Source organism: Sphingoaurantiacus capsulatus (assembly GCF_042648405.1).
Lineage (GTDB): Bacteria > Pseudomonadota > Alphaproteobacteria > Sphingomonadales > Sphingomonadaceae > Sphingoaurantiacus > Sphingoaurantiacus capsulatus.
In genome coordinates, this window is record NZ_JBHRXV010000001.1 from 328,153 (window position 1) to 343,583 (window position 15,431).

Annotated in this window: 14 protein-coding genes; 2 read left to right on the forward strand and 12 right to left on the reverse strand. The window is 68.4% G+C overall.

The features are described from left to right. Positions 1-8: 8 nt before the first annotated feature. The 6 genes from ACFOMD_RS01765 to ACFOMD_RS01790 form a co-directional block, all read right to left on the reverse strand. Positions 9-374, reverse strand: coding sequence for a hypothetical protein (locus tag ACFOMD_RS01765; RefSeq protein ID WP_380855874.1), 366 nt, complete (start codon positions 372-374; stop codon positions 9-11). Next, on the reverse strand, positions 358-3,882 hold the full coding sequence (locus tag ACFOMD_RS01770; protein WP_380855877.1) for a phage head spike fiber domain-containing protein: 3,525 nt from the start codon (positions 3,880-3,882) through the stop codon (positions 358-360). Before ACFOMD_RS01770 ends, ACFOMD_RS01765 begins: the two co-directional genes overlap by 17 nt. 13 nt (positions 3,883-3,895) lie before the next feature. Further along, complete coding sequence (locus ACFOMD_RS01775; RefSeq protein ID WP_380855880.1) at positions 3,896-4,321, reverse strand: hypothetical protein; 426 nt, start codon at positions 4,319-4,321, stop codon at positions 3,896-3,898. Positions 4,322-4,364: 43 nt separating this feature from the next. Continuing rightward, positions 4,365-5,678, reverse strand: a complete 1,314-nt coding sequence (locus ACFOMD_RS01780) for a DUF1073 domain-containing protein (protein WP_380855883.1) — start codon at positions 5,676-5,678, stop codon at positions 4,365-4,367. A gap of 74 nt (positions 5,679-5,752) precedes the next feature. Then, positions 5,753-5,905 (reverse strand): hypothetical protein, encoded by a 153-nt coding sequence (locus ACFOMD_RS01785; RefSeq protein ID WP_380855886.1) that lies wholly within the window; start codon positions 5,903-5,905, stop codon positions 5,753-5,755. Positions 5,906-5,973: 68 nt separating this feature from the next. Beyond that, complete coding sequence (locus tag ACFOMD_RS01790; protein WP_380855889.1) at positions 5,974-6,153, reverse strand: hypothetical protein; 180 nt, start codon at positions 6,151-6,153, stop codon at positions 5,974-5,976. Positions 6,154-6,207: 54 nt separating this feature from the next. On the opposite strand from ACFOMD_RS01790, the gene ACFOMD_RS01795 reads away from it, so the two are divergent. Further along, the gene (locus tag ACFOMD_RS01795) at positions 6,208-6,579 is read left to right on the forward strand and encodes a DUF1801 domain-containing protein (protein WP_380855892.1); all 372 of its coding nucleotides are present in this window, start codon (positions 6,208-6,210) and stop codon (positions 6,577-6,579) included. Here the strand turns inward: ACFOMD_RS01795 and ACFOMD_RS01800 are convergent. The 3 genes from ACFOMD_RS01800 to ACFOMD_RS01810 form a co-directional block, all read right to left on the reverse strand. Next, on the reverse strand, positions 6,576-7,466 hold the full coding sequence (locus ACFOMD_RS01800) for a DMT family transporter (RefSeq protein WP_380855895.1): 891 nt from the start codon (positions 7,464-7,466) through the stop codon (positions 6,576-6,578). The genes ACFOMD_RS01795 and ACFOMD_RS01800 overlap by 4 nt on opposite strands. A 316-nt stretch (positions 7,467-7,782) precedes the next feature. Then, a complete protein-coding gene (gene terL, locus ACFOMD_RS01805; protein ID WP_380855898.1) occupies positions 7,783-9,210 on the reverse strand; it encodes a phage terminase large subunit in 1,428 nt (475 codons plus the stop codon). An 820-nt stretch (positions 9,211-10,030) separates the two neighbouring features. After that, the gene (locus tag ACFOMD_RS01810; RefSeq protein ID WP_380855901.1) at positions 10,031-10,621 is read right to left on the reverse strand and encodes a TetR/AcrR family transcriptional regulator; all 591 of its coding nucleotides are present in this window, start codon (positions 10,619-10,621) and stop codon (positions 10,031-10,033) included. Between the two features lie 111 nt (positions 10,622-10,732). On the opposite strand from ACFOMD_RS01810, the gene ACFOMD_RS01815 reads away from it, so the two are divergent. Continuing rightward, a complete protein-coding gene (locus tag ACFOMD_RS01815; protein WP_380855904.1) occupies positions 10,733-12,064 on the forward strand; it encodes an oxygenase MpaB family protein in 1,332 nt (443 codons plus the stop codon). 288 nt (positions 12,065-12,352) lie between these two features. On the opposite strand, the gene ACFOMD_RS01820 is transcribed toward ACFOMD_RS01815, so the two are convergent. The 3 genes from ACFOMD_RS01820 to ACFOMD_RS01830 form a co-directional block, all read right to left on the reverse strand. Next, complete coding sequence (locus tag ACFOMD_RS01820) at positions 12,353-12,511, reverse strand: hypothetical protein (RefSeq protein WP_380855907.1); 159 nt, start codon at positions 12,509-12,511, stop codon at positions 12,353-12,355. A gap of 131 nt (positions 12,512-12,642) precedes the next feature. Further along, positions 12,643-12,813: a hypothetical protein gene (locus ACFOMD_RS01825; protein WP_380855910.1), complete on the reverse strand. Its 171-nt coding sequence runs from the start codon at positions 12,811-12,813 to the stop codon at positions 12,643-12,645. Positions 12,814-12,867: 54 nt separating this feature from the next. Then, on the reverse strand, positions 12,868-15,348 hold the full coding sequence (locus ACFOMD_RS01830; protein ID WP_380855913.1) for a sensor domain-containing protein: 2,481 nt from the start codon (positions 15,346-15,348) through the stop codon (positions 12,868-12,870). Between the last annotated feature and the right edge of the window lie 83 nt (positions 15,349-15,431).

A 15,431-nucleotide genomic window follows, 5' to 3' on the forward strand; every position in this document is an offset into this window, starting at 1 on the left:
CCGCTCCTTCACCGCTGGCGCACAGTGAGCGCAAAGGTGCGCTCGCGCGTCCGCGGCGGCTCGCTGTTCGTCGTCGCCCGCAGCTCGATGCCGACCTGCAGGCCGTCACCGGCAAAGGCCGCATCGTTCTGCGCGCCCGGCTCGACGCCGACCCACAGCCGCACCGCCCGATCTCCCTCGATCAGCGTCGCGCCGCGGTCGGGCGCCTCGAGCACCGACAACCCCAGCGCCGCCCCTTCCGCCGACATGGTCAGCGCGAAATCATCGATCACCTCGCCGGGCTCAAGCAGCGCCGCGAAGTCGAACACGAAGTCGAGGACCTCCGACGGGTCCATCGCCTCGGCAAGCAATATGGGATCATTGGGCAAGGCCACGACGGCTCTCCTGACTACCACCCGCCCGCCGTTCGACCGGCGTCTCAGCCTCGACCAGCGCGACGGGCGTATGAACCAACCGCACCGACCGTCCCCGCGGCCGCGCTACCGACGCTCCGATCGGCACGATCATCGCCTCGGCAATGCCGATGACGGCCCCGGCCGGCGCTTGCGCCGCCGCGCCCGCCCCGATGACGGTCGCCTCGATCGTCGCGACCCCGCGGCCAACCGGCATGTTGTCATTGGCCCCAACCGCCACGGTCGTTGCCTCGACGACGGCAATGCCTCGACCGGCCGGCGCGTTCGCCACGGCCCCAACGCCCGTCATATCCGGCTGCCAGTTCGGCAGCTCGGCGGCGGACAGGCCGTGCCGAGCGGCCGCGATCCAGCGGATGCAGCCATTGGCGGCGCGATTGCCGCCGGGTTCGTTGAGGATATCGAGCCGGCCGATCTGCGGCAGGCGCGCCGGCGTGGCACTCAGCGCCGCGGCGCCGTTTAGCGACCCCCGAAAGAAGTTGGTGCCGGCAACCGCATCATAGCCCCACGAGATCGCAACCCGCGCCACCTCCCCGGCAGCGATCATCCCCAGCGACAATAGCGCCTGGTTGGCGCCGGCACTCTGCACCAGCGCGATGACGGCGCCGTTCACCTCGACATGTACACGGATATTCTCGCCGCCGGTGCCGTCATTCAGGTTGATGATATCGCTGGCCCGTATCGGGTTGATCGCCGGCAAACTGAATTGCGCCGCGACAGCCCCCGCGCCTTGCGCGCCCACTTCCACGAGCACGACATCGTCGATCGTGCCGCCGAACGTCCCGTTGCCCCTGAACTGCAACGTGCCGGTCCCGGCGGGCGTGAAGAGTTCGCTGTAGGTACCCGATGTTGACCGCTCGCTACCCGGGGTGCCGCCCAGCCACGGGGTCACCGCGCCGTCGCTTCGCACAAGGCGATAGGTGAGCCGGTAGGTTCGACCGGCGACGACGGCGACGCTCTGGCTCAGCGCGGAATAGGTAAAATCGTCGCCAATCCGCGATGCGTGGCCCGCCGGGTCGATCGACCAATAGGCGCCGGTCGTCCACCCTTCGCCGCTCGCAAAATCGCCGTTCCGAACGAGCCCGCCCTCCCGGACCTCGATATCCCCGAACATCGCGGTCGTCCCGCCCTCAATCGCGTCCACCTCAAGCATGAGCCTGTGGCTGATCCCGCCCGCCACAAACTCGACCGTCCCTGCGGTCAATGCGGTGCCGGAGCTGCTGACCGCCGTGGGCGATCCGGAGACATCGGCCATCAGGACGCGCGCGTTGCCGGCGGAGGTTCCCCGCCGCGCGCTTCCCCAGACGCGATAGACATGCCCGGGCCGAAGGCCGGTGATCGTGCGATGCGCGCGCGGCGTCGTGTCTCCGGCAATCGTCGTGAGCGTCAACAGGCCGTCGCCGACCTCGACCGTCGCATTCTCGGCGGTCCATCCGGCTGTCGATCCGAAGTGCCCGGCGCCGTCCAGCAGATCGGGGGCGCTACCGCCGGCGGGTGCCTGCGCCGACACCTCGGCCACGCGAACCGCCGATACGCTGAAGGCCGCCGCGTTCTCGAACTCGAGGGTGGTGAACGCGCTGGTCGGCACGAAGGTAAAGGCGACCTGGCCGGCCGTCGCGGCATATACGCTGGCGACGAGGTTGCCGCCGACGCCATCACGCCCGGCCTTCGGCGTGAAATAGGTGCCCGCCTTGTCGGCAAGCGCGATCAGGCAAACGGGTCGCCCGGGCCGGGTGTTGAGGTTCAGATAGGCGCGCCGCGTCAAGCTCCCGCCCGAATAGCTAATGGTGGTGCCAACCGCCGTGACCATGCCACCGCCGGCGGCGACCCCGACGCGCGCCGGCGCATACAGGTCGTGCGCTGAGGCCGCGCCGTTGTCCCAGCCGCCATCGCCGGCGAAGGCGGTCGGCACCGCCTCGCGGCAAGAGAAGTTACCCCATTCGGCCACCGTCGGGCCACCGCTCTCGATGCTCACGCCGATGAAGATCAGCGGCTGTGTCGGGACAAGCGTCAGCATGGCCGCGCCGCTGGCGGTCAGTGTCCTGACGCCATAGTGCGTGCCGCCCGCCGCGTTACCCGCGAACAATGTGCTGTTCGCCGCAGTGCGCGTGAAGTCCGCCGTGAGCCGGTACGGGCGACCGACGACGACCGGGATTGCCTGCCAGGCATAGCCGCCAGCAGTTCCCGTCAGTCGCAGCCGCCCGGCGTTGACATCAAGCGTGGCGCCATTCGCGTCATTCCAATGCGCCGTCGTCGACAAGCCGGTGGCGTTCTGCACCAGGTTGTCACCCTGGACGGTCTGCACGCTCGATGGCTCGGCAGCGCGCGTCACCGCCACCGCCGTGGTCGGGATGTAGCTGGTGGGGGTGACGCCCTGCTCCAGTTGCGCGCCCCAGACATGGATGCTGTCGTGGAGATTGGCCGCTCCCATGCCGAAGATAGCGATCTCCGAGGTGTCGATGCTCGTTTTCCTGACCGAGCAGCGATACCAGCCGTTGCCGGCGGGCGTGATCGCGCCGGCGCCGGAGATCACCGTCCCGTCCGAGAGATCGAACACGGCATCGACGCCTGCCGGACTCCCCCGAAGCTCGAGGCTCAGGATGAAGCCGGTTCGGGCCCTGGCGAACACCGACAGTGTGTAGGCGGTCGCATTGGCGACGACCTCGGTACGGAACACGCTCGCATAGGCGCCCGGCGTGTTGCACGTCAGGCGGTCAGCAGTCGCGGTTCCGTCCGGGGCCACCGCATCATTCGGCACGATCGCCGCTGCGGCCGTCGTCCAATAACTATTGTCGAACTCGGCCGACCGCAGCAGCAGGTTCGTCCGCGCCTCTTCACTCAACAGACCGCGTGTATCGAGCGTGACGGAATCATGCGTAAAGCGCGGGCCGTAAGCCGCCACGCCGACCGTCGCCAGATATGGCGACGGTGCCGTCTGATAAGTGACATGCTCGACCTGCGCGCCGAAGATTGAGAAAGTCTGCGCCGTAGCCGTTACTTGCTTTCGAAATTGAAAGCCGCCGAGGGCATTCACAGAGGTAACCTTAACCGAATAGCGCGCCCACTGGTCGGTCAGTGTGACCTGCTGGCCGGCGGTTCCGTTGCTGCTACCGTTAAAGAAGTCGAGCTTGGCGATCTCGCCGCCGACCGCACCTTTCATCCAAACTGAAAGCCGGTAATTCATACCCGGCAGCGGCGTGAGATTCTGAGTGAGCAGGTTATAGCCCCCCGCAGTCCATTCGACCCGGGAAGCGTCATTTCCGCCCAACGGATCGGCTTGGCCTGCCGTCAACGCCTGAGTCGCAGTGCCATCGTTATACTTTATCCACGCGGTACTGGCGAAGTCGCTGGAACGGGTCAGCAGATTACTCGCCGCGTACGTCACCCTCCCCATCGCATCCACCACCGTCCCCGACGACGCACGCGTCAACGCCACGCCTGCCGGCAGCCGCTCCCTGAAGTTCAGAAACACCGCGCCCGCTCCTTCAGAAGCTCGCGATGCCGGTCGCCGCCGTCACGTCGAGCGTCAGCGGGCCGTTCACGTTCCCGCGGTTCGAGGTCAGGTCGAGATAGCCGATCAACCGCCCGCTACCGCTATCATGCCACACGGCGTAGCGCGCGGTCGCGAAGCCGCTGGCATGCTGACTCCACACCACATCGTCGTGCGTCCACTCCGGCGTCGCGCCGTCGAGTGCCACCGCCGAGCCGGCGATCGTCTGCCCGCCCGCGCTGTAGGCCCCGCCCGACACCTCCTTGCCGCTGCTCACGCTCGCGAACAGCTGGTCGACGGCGACGTCCGGCACATAGGCAGCGGTCAGCAGCGCCACCTTGATCGGCGCCGACGCCAGGTTGATCGCGTTGCCATTGTGCTGGCGCAGGCGGAAGTTCGAATAGAGGACGAGGTTCGCCACTTATGTCTCCTGTCGTCGTCTCGACGAGGTGGAAGCGCAGAGATTAGGCCACGGCGCTCACCGCCGGTAGGTTCGCCAGCGCCGCTTCGAGGCCCGGGTAGCAACCGTCCTCGATCACCCGGCCCCGCCGCCCGGCCGCCAGCGCCTCGGCCGGGATCAACCCGCTCGCCGCGTCGATCGCCGCCGTCTCGGCATTGAGCTTGTCGACCTCGGCTCGCTCCTTCGGCGCCAGCTGCCACAAGGGCGCAAACTCGAACCACACATCGCCCGGCACGCTGCCAAACAGCGACCGCAGCATCACCGCATCGATCCGCTCGAGCAACGGCCGCAGCTCGTTCGCCTGCATCGCCGCGACACTGTCGTAGTAGTTGCGCAGGTCGCTCTCGCCGGTGGCATTGAGCCCCGCCGGCGCCTGCCCCAAAAGCCGGGTCACGGGGATATCCGCGGCGCCGGCCACCAGTTGCAAATATCGGTCGATCACCTCGGGCATGCCGGTCCACACGACCTGACGCGTTTCCCAGGTCTCGCTCGCATCCTTCAGCTTGGCGTTGTGCGTCGACTGCCCCAGTTTCGCGAGGCTCAACCGCCGCAGCAGCCGCTCCTCATATTCGCGGCTGGCCAGGCTCGACAGCAGGTCGGGGATGCCGAACACATCGACCTTCGCCTCGTCGATCAGCGCGGCGAAGCCGTTCTGCGCGGCGTCGGCATTCTTCACCGCGTCCTCGATCGACTGCAGCAGTGGGTCGCCCCAGAACCAGCTCGCGCCCCCCATAAGACCAGGGCCGATGGCGCTCGCCTCGGGCACCGCCTGACCGACGAAGGCGACGACGCGCGACGGATGCAGCTTCACCTCGCCGCCGCCGCGGCCGCGCAACAGGAAATGCGTCGGCTGGCCGAACCACGGGTCCTCGGGGTCCATCCGCCGTTCGCCATGCACCAGCTCCCAGCGCGACAGCACATGCGCATAGCGCAAGCCGCCCTTGCCGATCCGCGCGAGATCGATCGGCATCGCCGCATCGCCATCGCCCACCCCGAGCAGGATCGCCGCTCCGCCGTGCAGCCGCGCCAGCACCAGCGCCCGCCGCACTTTGCGGCGCAGCTCCAGCCGCCGCTCTTCCGCCTCGATCGCGGCGATGGCCTCGGGCGCCGCCTGCCAGCGCCGCCACGCGCGCGTCGCGTCGTGCGCTGGCAGGTCGATGATCTTCCTGACCAGCCACGATGACCGGTACGCCGCCTCCACCTGCGCCGGATCGACATGGCGCAGCGCATAGACGCTGTGCGCCCGTTTGTCGGCCGCCGTTCCGGCGCCGGTGATCAGATTGGTCAGCCCGTCGCGCAATTCGCTGACGAAACCCATGCGAGCGCCTCCTTAGCCGTCATCCGACGCGAAGGCGTGACGATAGGGTGGCGGGGAGATCGGCTGTAGGTTCGTCAGGACCGCTTGCGCAGCAGCCGTTCGAAAATGCGCGCGCCGCGTTCCAGCGCGCTCGCCGAATCGTCGGGCGTGATCGCCGCGTCGCGCGGCTCGGTCGGCTCGGTTCGTCGTCGGCCGCGCCGCGCCGCGGTCCCTTCGTCATCAATCATCCATCAGCCCCTCAACTGCTGGAAAGCGGCGCATTCACCATAAAGGCCGGGGCGCCGCAAGATACGAATTATGCGGGGGTTTCGGGCGGCTTCGCTTTCGGTTTCACATCGCCGAGAAACGGGTCGATGAACTGCCCGCCCAGGCTCGGCGCCACCTCGCCGTCGATGCCATATGCCGGCGTGGAGGTCAGCCATTCGATCGGCCCGAAGCGCCAGCGCACCTTGGCGTGGATGAACAAGCTCCCCATCGCGCCCTTTCCGCGCGCCGCGCCGCTGCGGCGAGGAGATGCTAAACCGGTCCCATGACCGACTCGCCCGCCGTCGTCGCCTGGCTCACCCCGCTCGCGCCCGAGCTTCGCGCCGCCATCGATACCCTGCGTGCCGCCGTCGCCGCGGCCTCGCCGGCGCTCGTCGAAACCATCAAGTGGAACGCGCCCAGCTTCGCGCTGGACGGCGAGGACCGGGCGACGCTGAACCTCGGCCCCAAGGGCAGCCTGCGCCTCATCCTGCATCGCGGCGCCCGCGCGCCCGCCGGCTTCAGCTTCGACGACCCGGGCGGCCTCGCGAAATGGCCGAGCCCCGATCGCGGCGTGCTCAGTTTCAGGGATGGCGCCGACGTCGCGGCGAAGGCACCCGCCGTCACCGATCTCGTGCTTCGCTGGCTGTCCGCCTAGCTGCGCTCGCGCAGCAGGTTGGTCAGCGGCCCCACGCGCCGCGTGCGCAGCGCGACGATCAGCACGCCGCACAGCGCCAGCACGGCGCCGATGCCCATGCGCAGGTCGAAGCGGTCGTGGGTGATCAGCACGCCGAAGCCGATGGTGGCGAGCGGCGCCATCAGGGTCAGCGGCGAGATCAGATTGGCCTCGTACCGCTGGATCAGCCGGTAATAGGCGGTGTGCGAGATCACCGAGACGATCAGCGCGGAAAACAGCAGCGCCGCGACGAACGGCCAGCCCGCCGCCGTCATCGTTGCCGCCTGCCCCGTTTCGAACAGCAGCGACGCCGGCAGCAGCGCCGCGAAGGAGGTGAACCCCACCCACGCCTGGAAACGCAGCGGCTGGATTTCCTCCATCTGCTTCATCAACACCGCGCCCGTCGATCCCGCGACCGCGGCGGCCGCGACGAACCACAGGCCCTTCGATAGCGACAGGCCATCGGGGTTCCAGATCACGACCAGCGCCCCGGTCAGGGTCATCAGAATGCCAAGCCACCGCCGCCACGCGATTTTCTCGTTCAACACGATAATGGACAGCAGCGTGGTGAACGGCACCCCGACCTGCACGACGATGGCGGCGGCCGACGGGCTCGCCGTCTGCAGCCCGACGAACAGCAGCGCGAAATTGCCCGCCCCCATCAGCGCGGCGATCAGCAGCAGCCGCCCCAGCGGCTTCGGCGCCGGCAGCAGCCACGGCAAGGTCACCAGCGCCACCAGCGCGAAGCGCAGCGCCCCGAACGCGAACGGCGGCACCGCCCAATGCGCCACCACGATCTTGCTGACGACGTTCGCCAGCCCCCAGACGAGGCAGATGCCGACAAGGATCAGGAAGTCGCGCGGCGACAAGGGGCGGCTCCCGGCAAAAGGACGAAGGATCAGCGATGCGTTAGCCGCCCCTCCGCCGGGTCACAACCTAGGCATTCTTCGGCGTGGCCAAGTTCATGCACCCCGCCCGCCGCGCCCCAAGCCCGCGTCCCGCGCCCGTCCTACGCTCGCAGCTCGCACGCCCCGGCACGCCCGCCGCCCGCCGCCCGCCGCCCGCCGCTCGCGCCCACCCAATCCGTCATACCGGCGAAAGCCGGTATCCAGACAACCGCCCGGCTGGATTCCGGCTTTCGCCGGAATGACGGGACGGGTGGGCGGCACCAACGGGCCGCAGGCCCTACAAATTCGCCAGCGTATACGCCGACCCCAGGGTCAGCTCGTTGATCGCATCGGCCAGCGCGTCGACCCAATCATCGTGCCGTCCGGCCGGAAACGCCTCAAGCTCGTCGAGCAGCTCGTCGTTCCACGCGGCCCGCACCAGCCGGATGTTCCCCGCCTCCGCCTGCGCCGACGCCGGTCCCGCGCGCGAAACCTTGTCGCCGCTCGGAATCACGGCGTGCACCTCATGCCCGGCGAGTTTGCGCACATAGGTGTCCGCCTGCGCCTTGCCCGCCTGCCCCGGGTCCTGCGGCAGCCGGATCGCCACGCCCACCCCGTCCTGCGCCGCGGTGTTCAGGATCGCATTCTCCACCGCCGCCGGCGTCCCGCGCAGCCGCATCGCCGTCTCAATGTAGAATGTCCCCGCCCGCCCGTCGCTGGCATCGGGCACCCGCCGCACCCGCACGCAGGCGGTCCAGTCGGGGTCGTGGCCAATCGCCTTCTTCTCGGTCGCCGCCAGATCCCAGCTGCGCACCACCCGGCCCCCGCCGGGCACCGCGTCGACCAACGGAAACCACTCACGCCGGAACAGCGCGCGCGCCGCGGCGCGCACCTTCCAGTTGCCGAGCAGCAGCCGCTCGCGCTCGACCGGCGGCAGTGCCTCGAGATTGGCGCGATAGTCGGGATCGGCCTCTTCCAGAATGCCGTTGTCGGACAAGTTCGCCGGCACGAAAGTCAGCGACTTCGGCCGCGCCGCCGGGTGAAGCGCCTTCAGCTCATCCGCGCTGTCCGCCCACACCAGCCGGCCGCCGATCCGCGCGAACCAGCGCACCACCCCGGCGCGCTCGGCACACGCCAGCCCCGTTACCGGATCGATCCACCAGCCGATCAGCTTCGCCACCCAGCTGTCGGCATCGGGGTTGGTCGTCGCCCGCACATAGGGCTTCACGCCGCTGGTCGATCGGTTGCGGCTGAGCATGTACCAGAATTGCTGCTCGCTGAAGTGCGTCAGCTCGTCGAACCCCAGGAACGCCATCTGCGCGCCCTGATAATTGAGCACCGTCGCATCATTCTCCAGATGCGCGAACGACAGCGAGGCGCCGCTCGGGAACCGCCATTCGAGCACATGGCTCTTCGGCTTGCCGCCGAGCTGCGGGTAGAGCTTCATGCTCTCGTCCCACAGCCCCCCCTCGTTCCTGACCTGCACGGTGGTCCGCCGGAAGATCACGCCCCCGAAGCTGCCGTTCGCCACATGCCGCAACGGCTGCGCCAGCAGCGCCCAGCTCTTCCCCCCGCCCGCCGCCCCGCCATAGATGGCGATGTCCGCCTCCACGCCCAGGAACGCCGCCTGCGGCCCCGGCTGCGGCGTGATCTCGGCATCGGCAAGGGTCGGCGGCGGCGGCGCCTCGCCGAACAGATCGGCCTCGCGCGGATCGGCACGCTTCATCCGCGCGACGATAGGAAAGCGCCCGTCCCGCCAACAGGTTCGCCCTGAAACGACAACGCCCGCCGCGGACGGGTCCGGGGCGGGCACGTAAACATCTAGCGGGCCAAGCTCTGGAAGCGGCGGAAATCCTAGGTTTTTGACAAACGGGGCCGGTCGCCAATTGTGAGATTCTGTAGGACCTACCGACGCTGAAAACGAAAAGACGCCCGTCACCGTGGGAGGAGTGACGGGCGTCGAATCTCGCCTCTTACGAGGGTTCTCTGTACGCAGCCTGGCGAAACACTGCCGGGCACCCACCGCTCCGAATACAGCCGGGCGGATGCGTAATGAACGACCCTAACCTAGGTTGGTTCCAAAACCGCAAATCGGAACCTCGGCAGCCGCCGATCATTGAATCCCAAGTCAAGTGTAGTTGCGGAAGCGTAAGTAGTTTTGTCCCAGCGTTATCTTCTTGAGCGCGAGTTTTTGCGCAGCGAGCATGATCGCACGATGCCCGTCCGCCTACTGGTGGTCGGCGCGCTGCTCGGCTTTGCCTTCGGCGTAAAGGCCGGCGACCGCGCGCTCGACGATCTGATCCGGCGGCTGGAGAACATCCGGGACCGGTAGATGCCTCCCCGACCCACCGTCCTGTCGCCCCCCATCATGCGTCGTCCGGGGATCGCTCACCCCCTCGCCCCACTCCCAATCCGTCATGCCGGCGAAAGCCGGTATCCAGTCAGGCGGTGGTCTGGATACCGGCTTTCGCCGGCATGACGGATAGTGGACACGGATGCGAGTGCGAGTGCGGGCGCCCGCGAAACGCGAGTGGAGCGGCGCGCACCTACCCCGCCGGCAACGCCGCGATGTACGCCTCCATCAACCGCACGATCTCATCCTCGAGGGCGTCCGGGTCGAGCGCTAGCGACGGCTCTGCCGCCGCCGCGCGCAGCAGGCTGATCGCCGCGTGCGTCAGCACGAACGCCCGCTCGGGCGTCAGTTCGATGTCCAGCCGCGCCTTGCCCGCGATCGCCGCCAGAAACGCCTCATGGTGCCTCGCCAACGCCGCGCCATCCCTGGCGAACATCGCGCCAAGCAGTGCCGTCTGCGTCTCCGGCGTCCCTTCGAAACTCTGCGTCAGCGCCCGCACGATCGTCCGTACGCTGCCCAGCCCCGGCCGCTCGATCACCGTCCGCGCGATCTCCTCGCGCACCGCTGCCGCGCGCCGGTCGGCGAGCGCCGCCAGCACGTCCGCCTTGCTGTCGAAATATTGGTAGAGCGTGCCGATGCTCACCCCCGCGCGCTGTGCGATGCGATTGGTGGTTAGCGCCGCGACGCCGTCGGCGGTCAGAAGCTGAAGCCCCGCCTCGAGGATCGCATCTACCGTCGCGGCCGCCCGCGCCTGTGTCGGCGAACGCCTTTTGTTTCCAGCCACTTGGCTCTCCTGTTCCCCTGCTTGCCGCCCAGGCGGCAAAGGCGAGTAGAAACCTGAGCAACCCTCACATATCTTGGTGCCTGAGTTCAAGCACCGACAGGATCGACCCCGATGGACACCTCGCTCGAAGCCGTCCGCGCCCGCGTGCTTTCGCAGGCCGAGCGCATGCCCGCCCTCTACGGCCGCTTCGACTTCGATGCGCTGCCCGAGCGGTTCACCGAGGATTCCAGCTTCGCCGTCGTCCGCGACCGCGCCCCCGGCGGCGTGCAGGTCACCGACGAGGATCTGGAGCGCGTCCGCCACTACACGATGCTCGGCGATGTGGTCGCCGACGCCTATGCCGCGCTGCTGCCCAAATACGGCTTCCGCCCGCTGATCGACATGCTGGTCACCGCCTGTGAAAAGGGCCTCGACGCCGTCCCCGACGCGCCCGCCGAACTCACCGCCTTCATCGCCGCGATGGAGGCGACGCCCGACTGGGTCGACATGGACATGGTGCGCAAAGGCGCAGCGCTCGAACTGAACGGCACCGCCAACCTCGCGCCCTTCGCGATCCGCGGCGCCTTCATCGCCACCTTCCTCAACAAATATTCGGCGCTGCCGATGGCGCTGACCGGCACGCTCGGCCATTCGTCGGCCGCCCGCCGCGTCAACGAGACCGCGACCTTCTTCTCCACCACCATCCTGCCCGGCGCGCTCGAACGCCATGGCGAGGGCTTCAAGGCGGCGGCGATGGTGCGGCTGATGCACTCGATGGTGCGCATCAACGCGTTGCGCTCGGGCAAGTGGGACGCCAGCGTCTACGGCATGCCGATCCCGCAGGTCGACCAGATGCCCGCCGGCCTCATCGGCGTGTTCCTGCTGAGCTTCCAGATGATCCGCGAAGGCCGCCGCCAGTTCACGGCCGAGGAGCGCGCCAAGGTCGAGCTCGCCCGCTACCGCTGCTTCCTGCTCGGCCTTCCCGAGGATCTGCTCGCCGACACGCCCGAGGGCGTCGTCCGCCTGATGACCGCGCGCAACTCCACCCTGCGCGCCGGCTTCGACGACGCCACCTGCGGCGCGCTCATCCGCGCCACGCTCGCCGCCTATCTGCCGCCCGACAAACGCTTGCGGAACCGCCTGTTCGACGCCGTCGAGCAGCGCTTCGCCCGCGGCTTCTTCCTCAAGCATTTCCTCGAAGGCGACAACGACCGCGCCAGGGCGATGGGCATCGACATCGGTGTCGTCGACCGCGCGCTGTTCATCATCGTCGCGCTGTGGATCACCGGCCGCATGGCCTTCTACACCCTCGCCCGCCGCGTGCCGGGGCTGCAAGGCGCCGTCGACGCCCACCTCGTCCGCCGCGTCCGCCAACTCCTCGCCCGCTACGGCCACGCCGAATTCACCAGCGACGGCGCCGCCTACCGGCCGACCACAGGCGCGCATGCGGGAGCGCAGGCCTAGCCGCTCACCGGCTCAGGACGGGTCGCTCGCCCACCCACCAGCCGTCATACCGGCGAAAGCCGGTATCCAGTCGGACGCTGGTCTGGATACCGGCTTTCGCCGGTATGACGGCTGGTGGAGACGGCCGTTCTCTAAAGCTGAAATCGCGAAGAAGGCGAAGCCCTCGCTCGTCATCCCCGCGCAGGCGGGGACCCAGTCCCCAAACGAAAAGCGCCCGCGAAAGCGGGCACGCTCTTCAATCGGGCTGGGTCCCCGCCTGCGCGGGGATGACGACGTGGGAACCGCCGCTCAAACCGGCGTGCGGAACCGTTCGCGCGCGGGGGCCATGTTGCTGATGCGCCGGTTTTGCCACCACAGCCAACCGGCCACGACGACGGCAAACACGGCCATCAGCACGATGATCTGGAGCATCGTGGTGGCACCGGTGGGAAGTGCATCGGCGCGCATTCTGTCTCCTCTTCGCTGAGGAGACCCCAAGCAGGAAGCGGACCAGCTTCGAAAAAGCTCTCGATTTCAGATTGATCGACGAAATCGCCGCCCACCGTCGCCGCGAAACTGTAAAGCCGCCCGACGCGCGGTCAGGCGCTGCCCGCCGGCCTTTTCATCACGTCGAGAACCGCCGTCGCCAGCCGCAGATGCTCGAAGGCGGTCGGCGCGAAGCCGTCGGTCAGCCGCATCGCTTCGCGGGTCAGTTCGGACGCCTTGGCGAGACGGGCGCGTTCTTCATCAGGACTGGCGTGGTTCGGCATGTGGCACTCCCTCTGCGGACCTAACGGCCAGGGAGCGCCACAGTTGCCTCGGGGTCAGCGCCGCGCCGCGATCAGGCCCGGAACCGCTTCCGCCGGCACCGCCTTCGCGAAGAAGAAGCCCTGCCCGTAATGGCAGCCGAGCCGGCGCAGCATTTCCGCCTGCGCTTCCTCCTCGATGCCTTCCGCCACCACCTCGATGCCGAGGCTCTGGCCAAGGTTGACGAGGCTGCGCACGATGACTTCCTCGCCGCTGTTCGCCGCCATGCCCTGGACGAAGCTCTGGTCGATCTTCAGGATATCGACGGGAAACTGGTTGAGGTGGCGCAGCGAGGCATAGCCGGTGCCGAAATCGTCGAGCGCCATCCGCACGCCCACGTCGTACAGCCGCCGCAGCGCGCGTTCGACATATTCGGCGCCGCGGCCCAGGAACACGCTCTCGGTCACCTCGAGCTGCACCTTGTCGGTCGGAATGTCGGCGGCGCGCAAGCGCTCGATCAGCCCTTCGGCGAAGTCGTCGCGGCGGAATTCGGCGGCGGCGGCGTTGAGCGCGACATGGCCGAAGTCGACGCCCTCATCCATCCAGCGCCGCATGTCGGCGATGCAACGGTCGAACATCCGGTCGGACAATTGCGCCGCCAGTTCCAGATCCTCGAACGCCGCGCCCAGCGTCCCCGGCCCGTGGAAGACGCCGCGGCTGTCGCGCCAGCGCAGCAGCGCCTCGAACCCCGCCACGCGCCCGTCGGCGAGCACCACCTTCGGCTGGTAGTGCGGGACGATCCAGTCATAGGCGAGCGCATCGCGCGCCACGTTCAGCATCGAGTTGCGATGCTGCAGGCTGACGCGCATCGCGGGGTCGAAGGTGACATGCTGGCCGCGCCCCGCCGCCTTCGCCGAAGCCAGCGCGATATCGGCGCTCTTCAGCAATTCCTCGGGCGTGCGGCCGTGGTGCGGGCTCAGGCTGCTGCCGATGGTGGTGCGGCAGTCGAGCGTATGGCCTTCGAACACGAAAGGCTCGCGCATCAGCGTCTGGATGCGCTCGACGACCTTCTCCAGCCCCTCGGGCCTGCCGAGGCTCGGCAGCACGATCGCGAACTCGTCGCCGCCCATCCGCGCCAAGGTGTCGCCGGGGCGCAGCAGCTCGCCGATGCGGCGAACCAGTGTCCGCAGCACCGCGTCGCCGGCATCATGGCCCAGCGTGTCGTTGATCTGCTTGAACCCGTCGACATCCAGCTGCACGAGCCCGACGCAGCGGTCTTCCGGCACCGCGGCGATCGCCTCGGCAAGCACTTCCTGAAAGCGCACACGGTTGGCGATGCCGGTCAGCGCGTCATGCGTCGCGCCCCAGCGGAGCCGCGCCTGGCTGTCCATCAGCGCCGCCGTCGCCCGCTTGCGCTCGGTCACGTCCTGCATCGCGCCGACGAGACGCACCGCGCGCCCGTCGCCATCGCGCTGGATATAGCCGCGATCGTAAACGTCGGCGTAGCTGCCATCGGCGCAGCGGAAGCGATACTCCTCCACGAACTGCTCGGCGCCGTTGCTGCTGACCGCGGCGATGGCGTCGCGCACCCGCTCGCGGTCGCTCGGGTGAATCTGGTCGAGCCACCAGGTACCGCTGTCGCCCAGCTCGGCGGTCGCATAGCCGAAGCGCGTCCCCTCGGTCTCGTTCCACGCGATGTGGTTGGACACGAGGTCATGGTCCCAGATCAGGTCGTTGGTGGCGAGCGCCGCCAGCCGGTAGCGTTCCTCGGTCTCGCGGAGCGCGGTTTCCATGCGCACCTGCTCGTCGATGTCCTCGACGGCGCCGTACCAGCGGATGATCGCGCCGCTGTCATCGCGCCGCGGCGCACCGCGCGCCCGGAACCAGCGGTATTCGCCGTCCTTGGTCTTCAGCCGATAGCGCATGTCGACCGGCGCGCCCGCCTTCACCGACTGCGTCCAGCTCTCGGCCGTCCGCGCATAATCGTCGGGGTGCAGCGCATCGATCCAGTTGAGCCCCGCCGTCTCCTCGGCATTGAGGCCGATCCACTCGCGCCAGCGCGGGGACACCTCGAGGATATTGCCGGTGGCATCGGCCACCCACGGAACCTGCGGGTTCAACTCAAGGGCATGGCGATAATTCGCCTCGCTCTCCGCCAGCCGCGCCTCGGTCTTGCGGCGCTCGGTGACGTCGGCGCTGACGCCGCGGACGGCGACGATGCGCCCGTCCTCCAGCACCGGGTTCATCTTCACCCACAGGTGGCGAACCTCGCCATCGGGGCGGACGATGCGATAGTCGCTGCCGCCGCTCTCTCCCTCGGCCGCCGCCTGCAGCTTCGCCAGCGCCGACGCGCGCTCGTCGGGGTGAACCATCGCGATGGTGTTTTCGATGGTGGGGGTAAAGGTCGCCGGGTCCTGGCCCGAAATGGCGTAGAGCGCAGGTGACCAGGTCATGACCTGGCTGCCGGCCGCCCAGGTCCACAGCCCAAGCTGCGCGATGCCCAGCGCCTCGTCGAGGTCGGCCAGCACGCTCGCGGCATCGTCGCCCCGTTCGGACACGCCCGGCTCCCCCAAGAAATTTGCTAACGCTTTCGCTACACCCACCAGAATTCCGATACTGACGGCACCTGCCCATAGCCCGC

Bases quoted from the DNA above. Each gene is read 5' to 3' on its own strand.
- ACFOMD_RS01825 (WP_380855910.1), bottom strand. From the start codon at position 12,813: ATGCCGAACCACGCCAGTCCTGATGAAGAACGCGCCCGTCTCGCCAAG.
- ACFOMD_RS01820 (WP_380855907.1), bottom strand. From the start codon at position 12,511: ATGCGCGCCGATGCACTTCCCACCGGTGCCACCACGATGCTCCAGATC.
- ACFOMD_RS01780 (WP_380855883.1), bottom strand. From the start codon at position 5,678: ATGGGTTTCGTCAGCGAATTGCGCGACGGGCTGACCAATCTGATCACC.
- ACFOMD_RS01795 (WP_380855892.1), top strand. From the start codon at position 6,208: ATGACCGACTCGCCCGCCGTCGTCGCCTGGCTCACCCCGCTCGCGCCC.
- terL (WP_380855898.1), bottom strand. From the start codon at position 9,210: ATGAAGCGTGCCGATCCGCGCGAGGCCGATCTGTTCGGCGAGGCGCCG.
- ACFOMD_RS01815 (WP_380855904.1), top strand. From the start codon at position 10,733: ATGGACACCTCGCTCGAAGCCGTCCGCGCCCGCGTGCTTTCGCAGGCC.
- ACFOMD_RS01790 (WP_380855889.1), bottom strand. From the start codon at position 6,153: ATGGGGAGCTTGTTCATCCACGCCAAGGTGCGCTGGCGCTTCGGGCCG.
- ACFOMD_RS01785 (WP_380855886.1), bottom strand. From the start codon at position 5,905: ATGATTGATGACGAAGGGACCGCGGCGCGGCGCGGCCGACGACGAACC.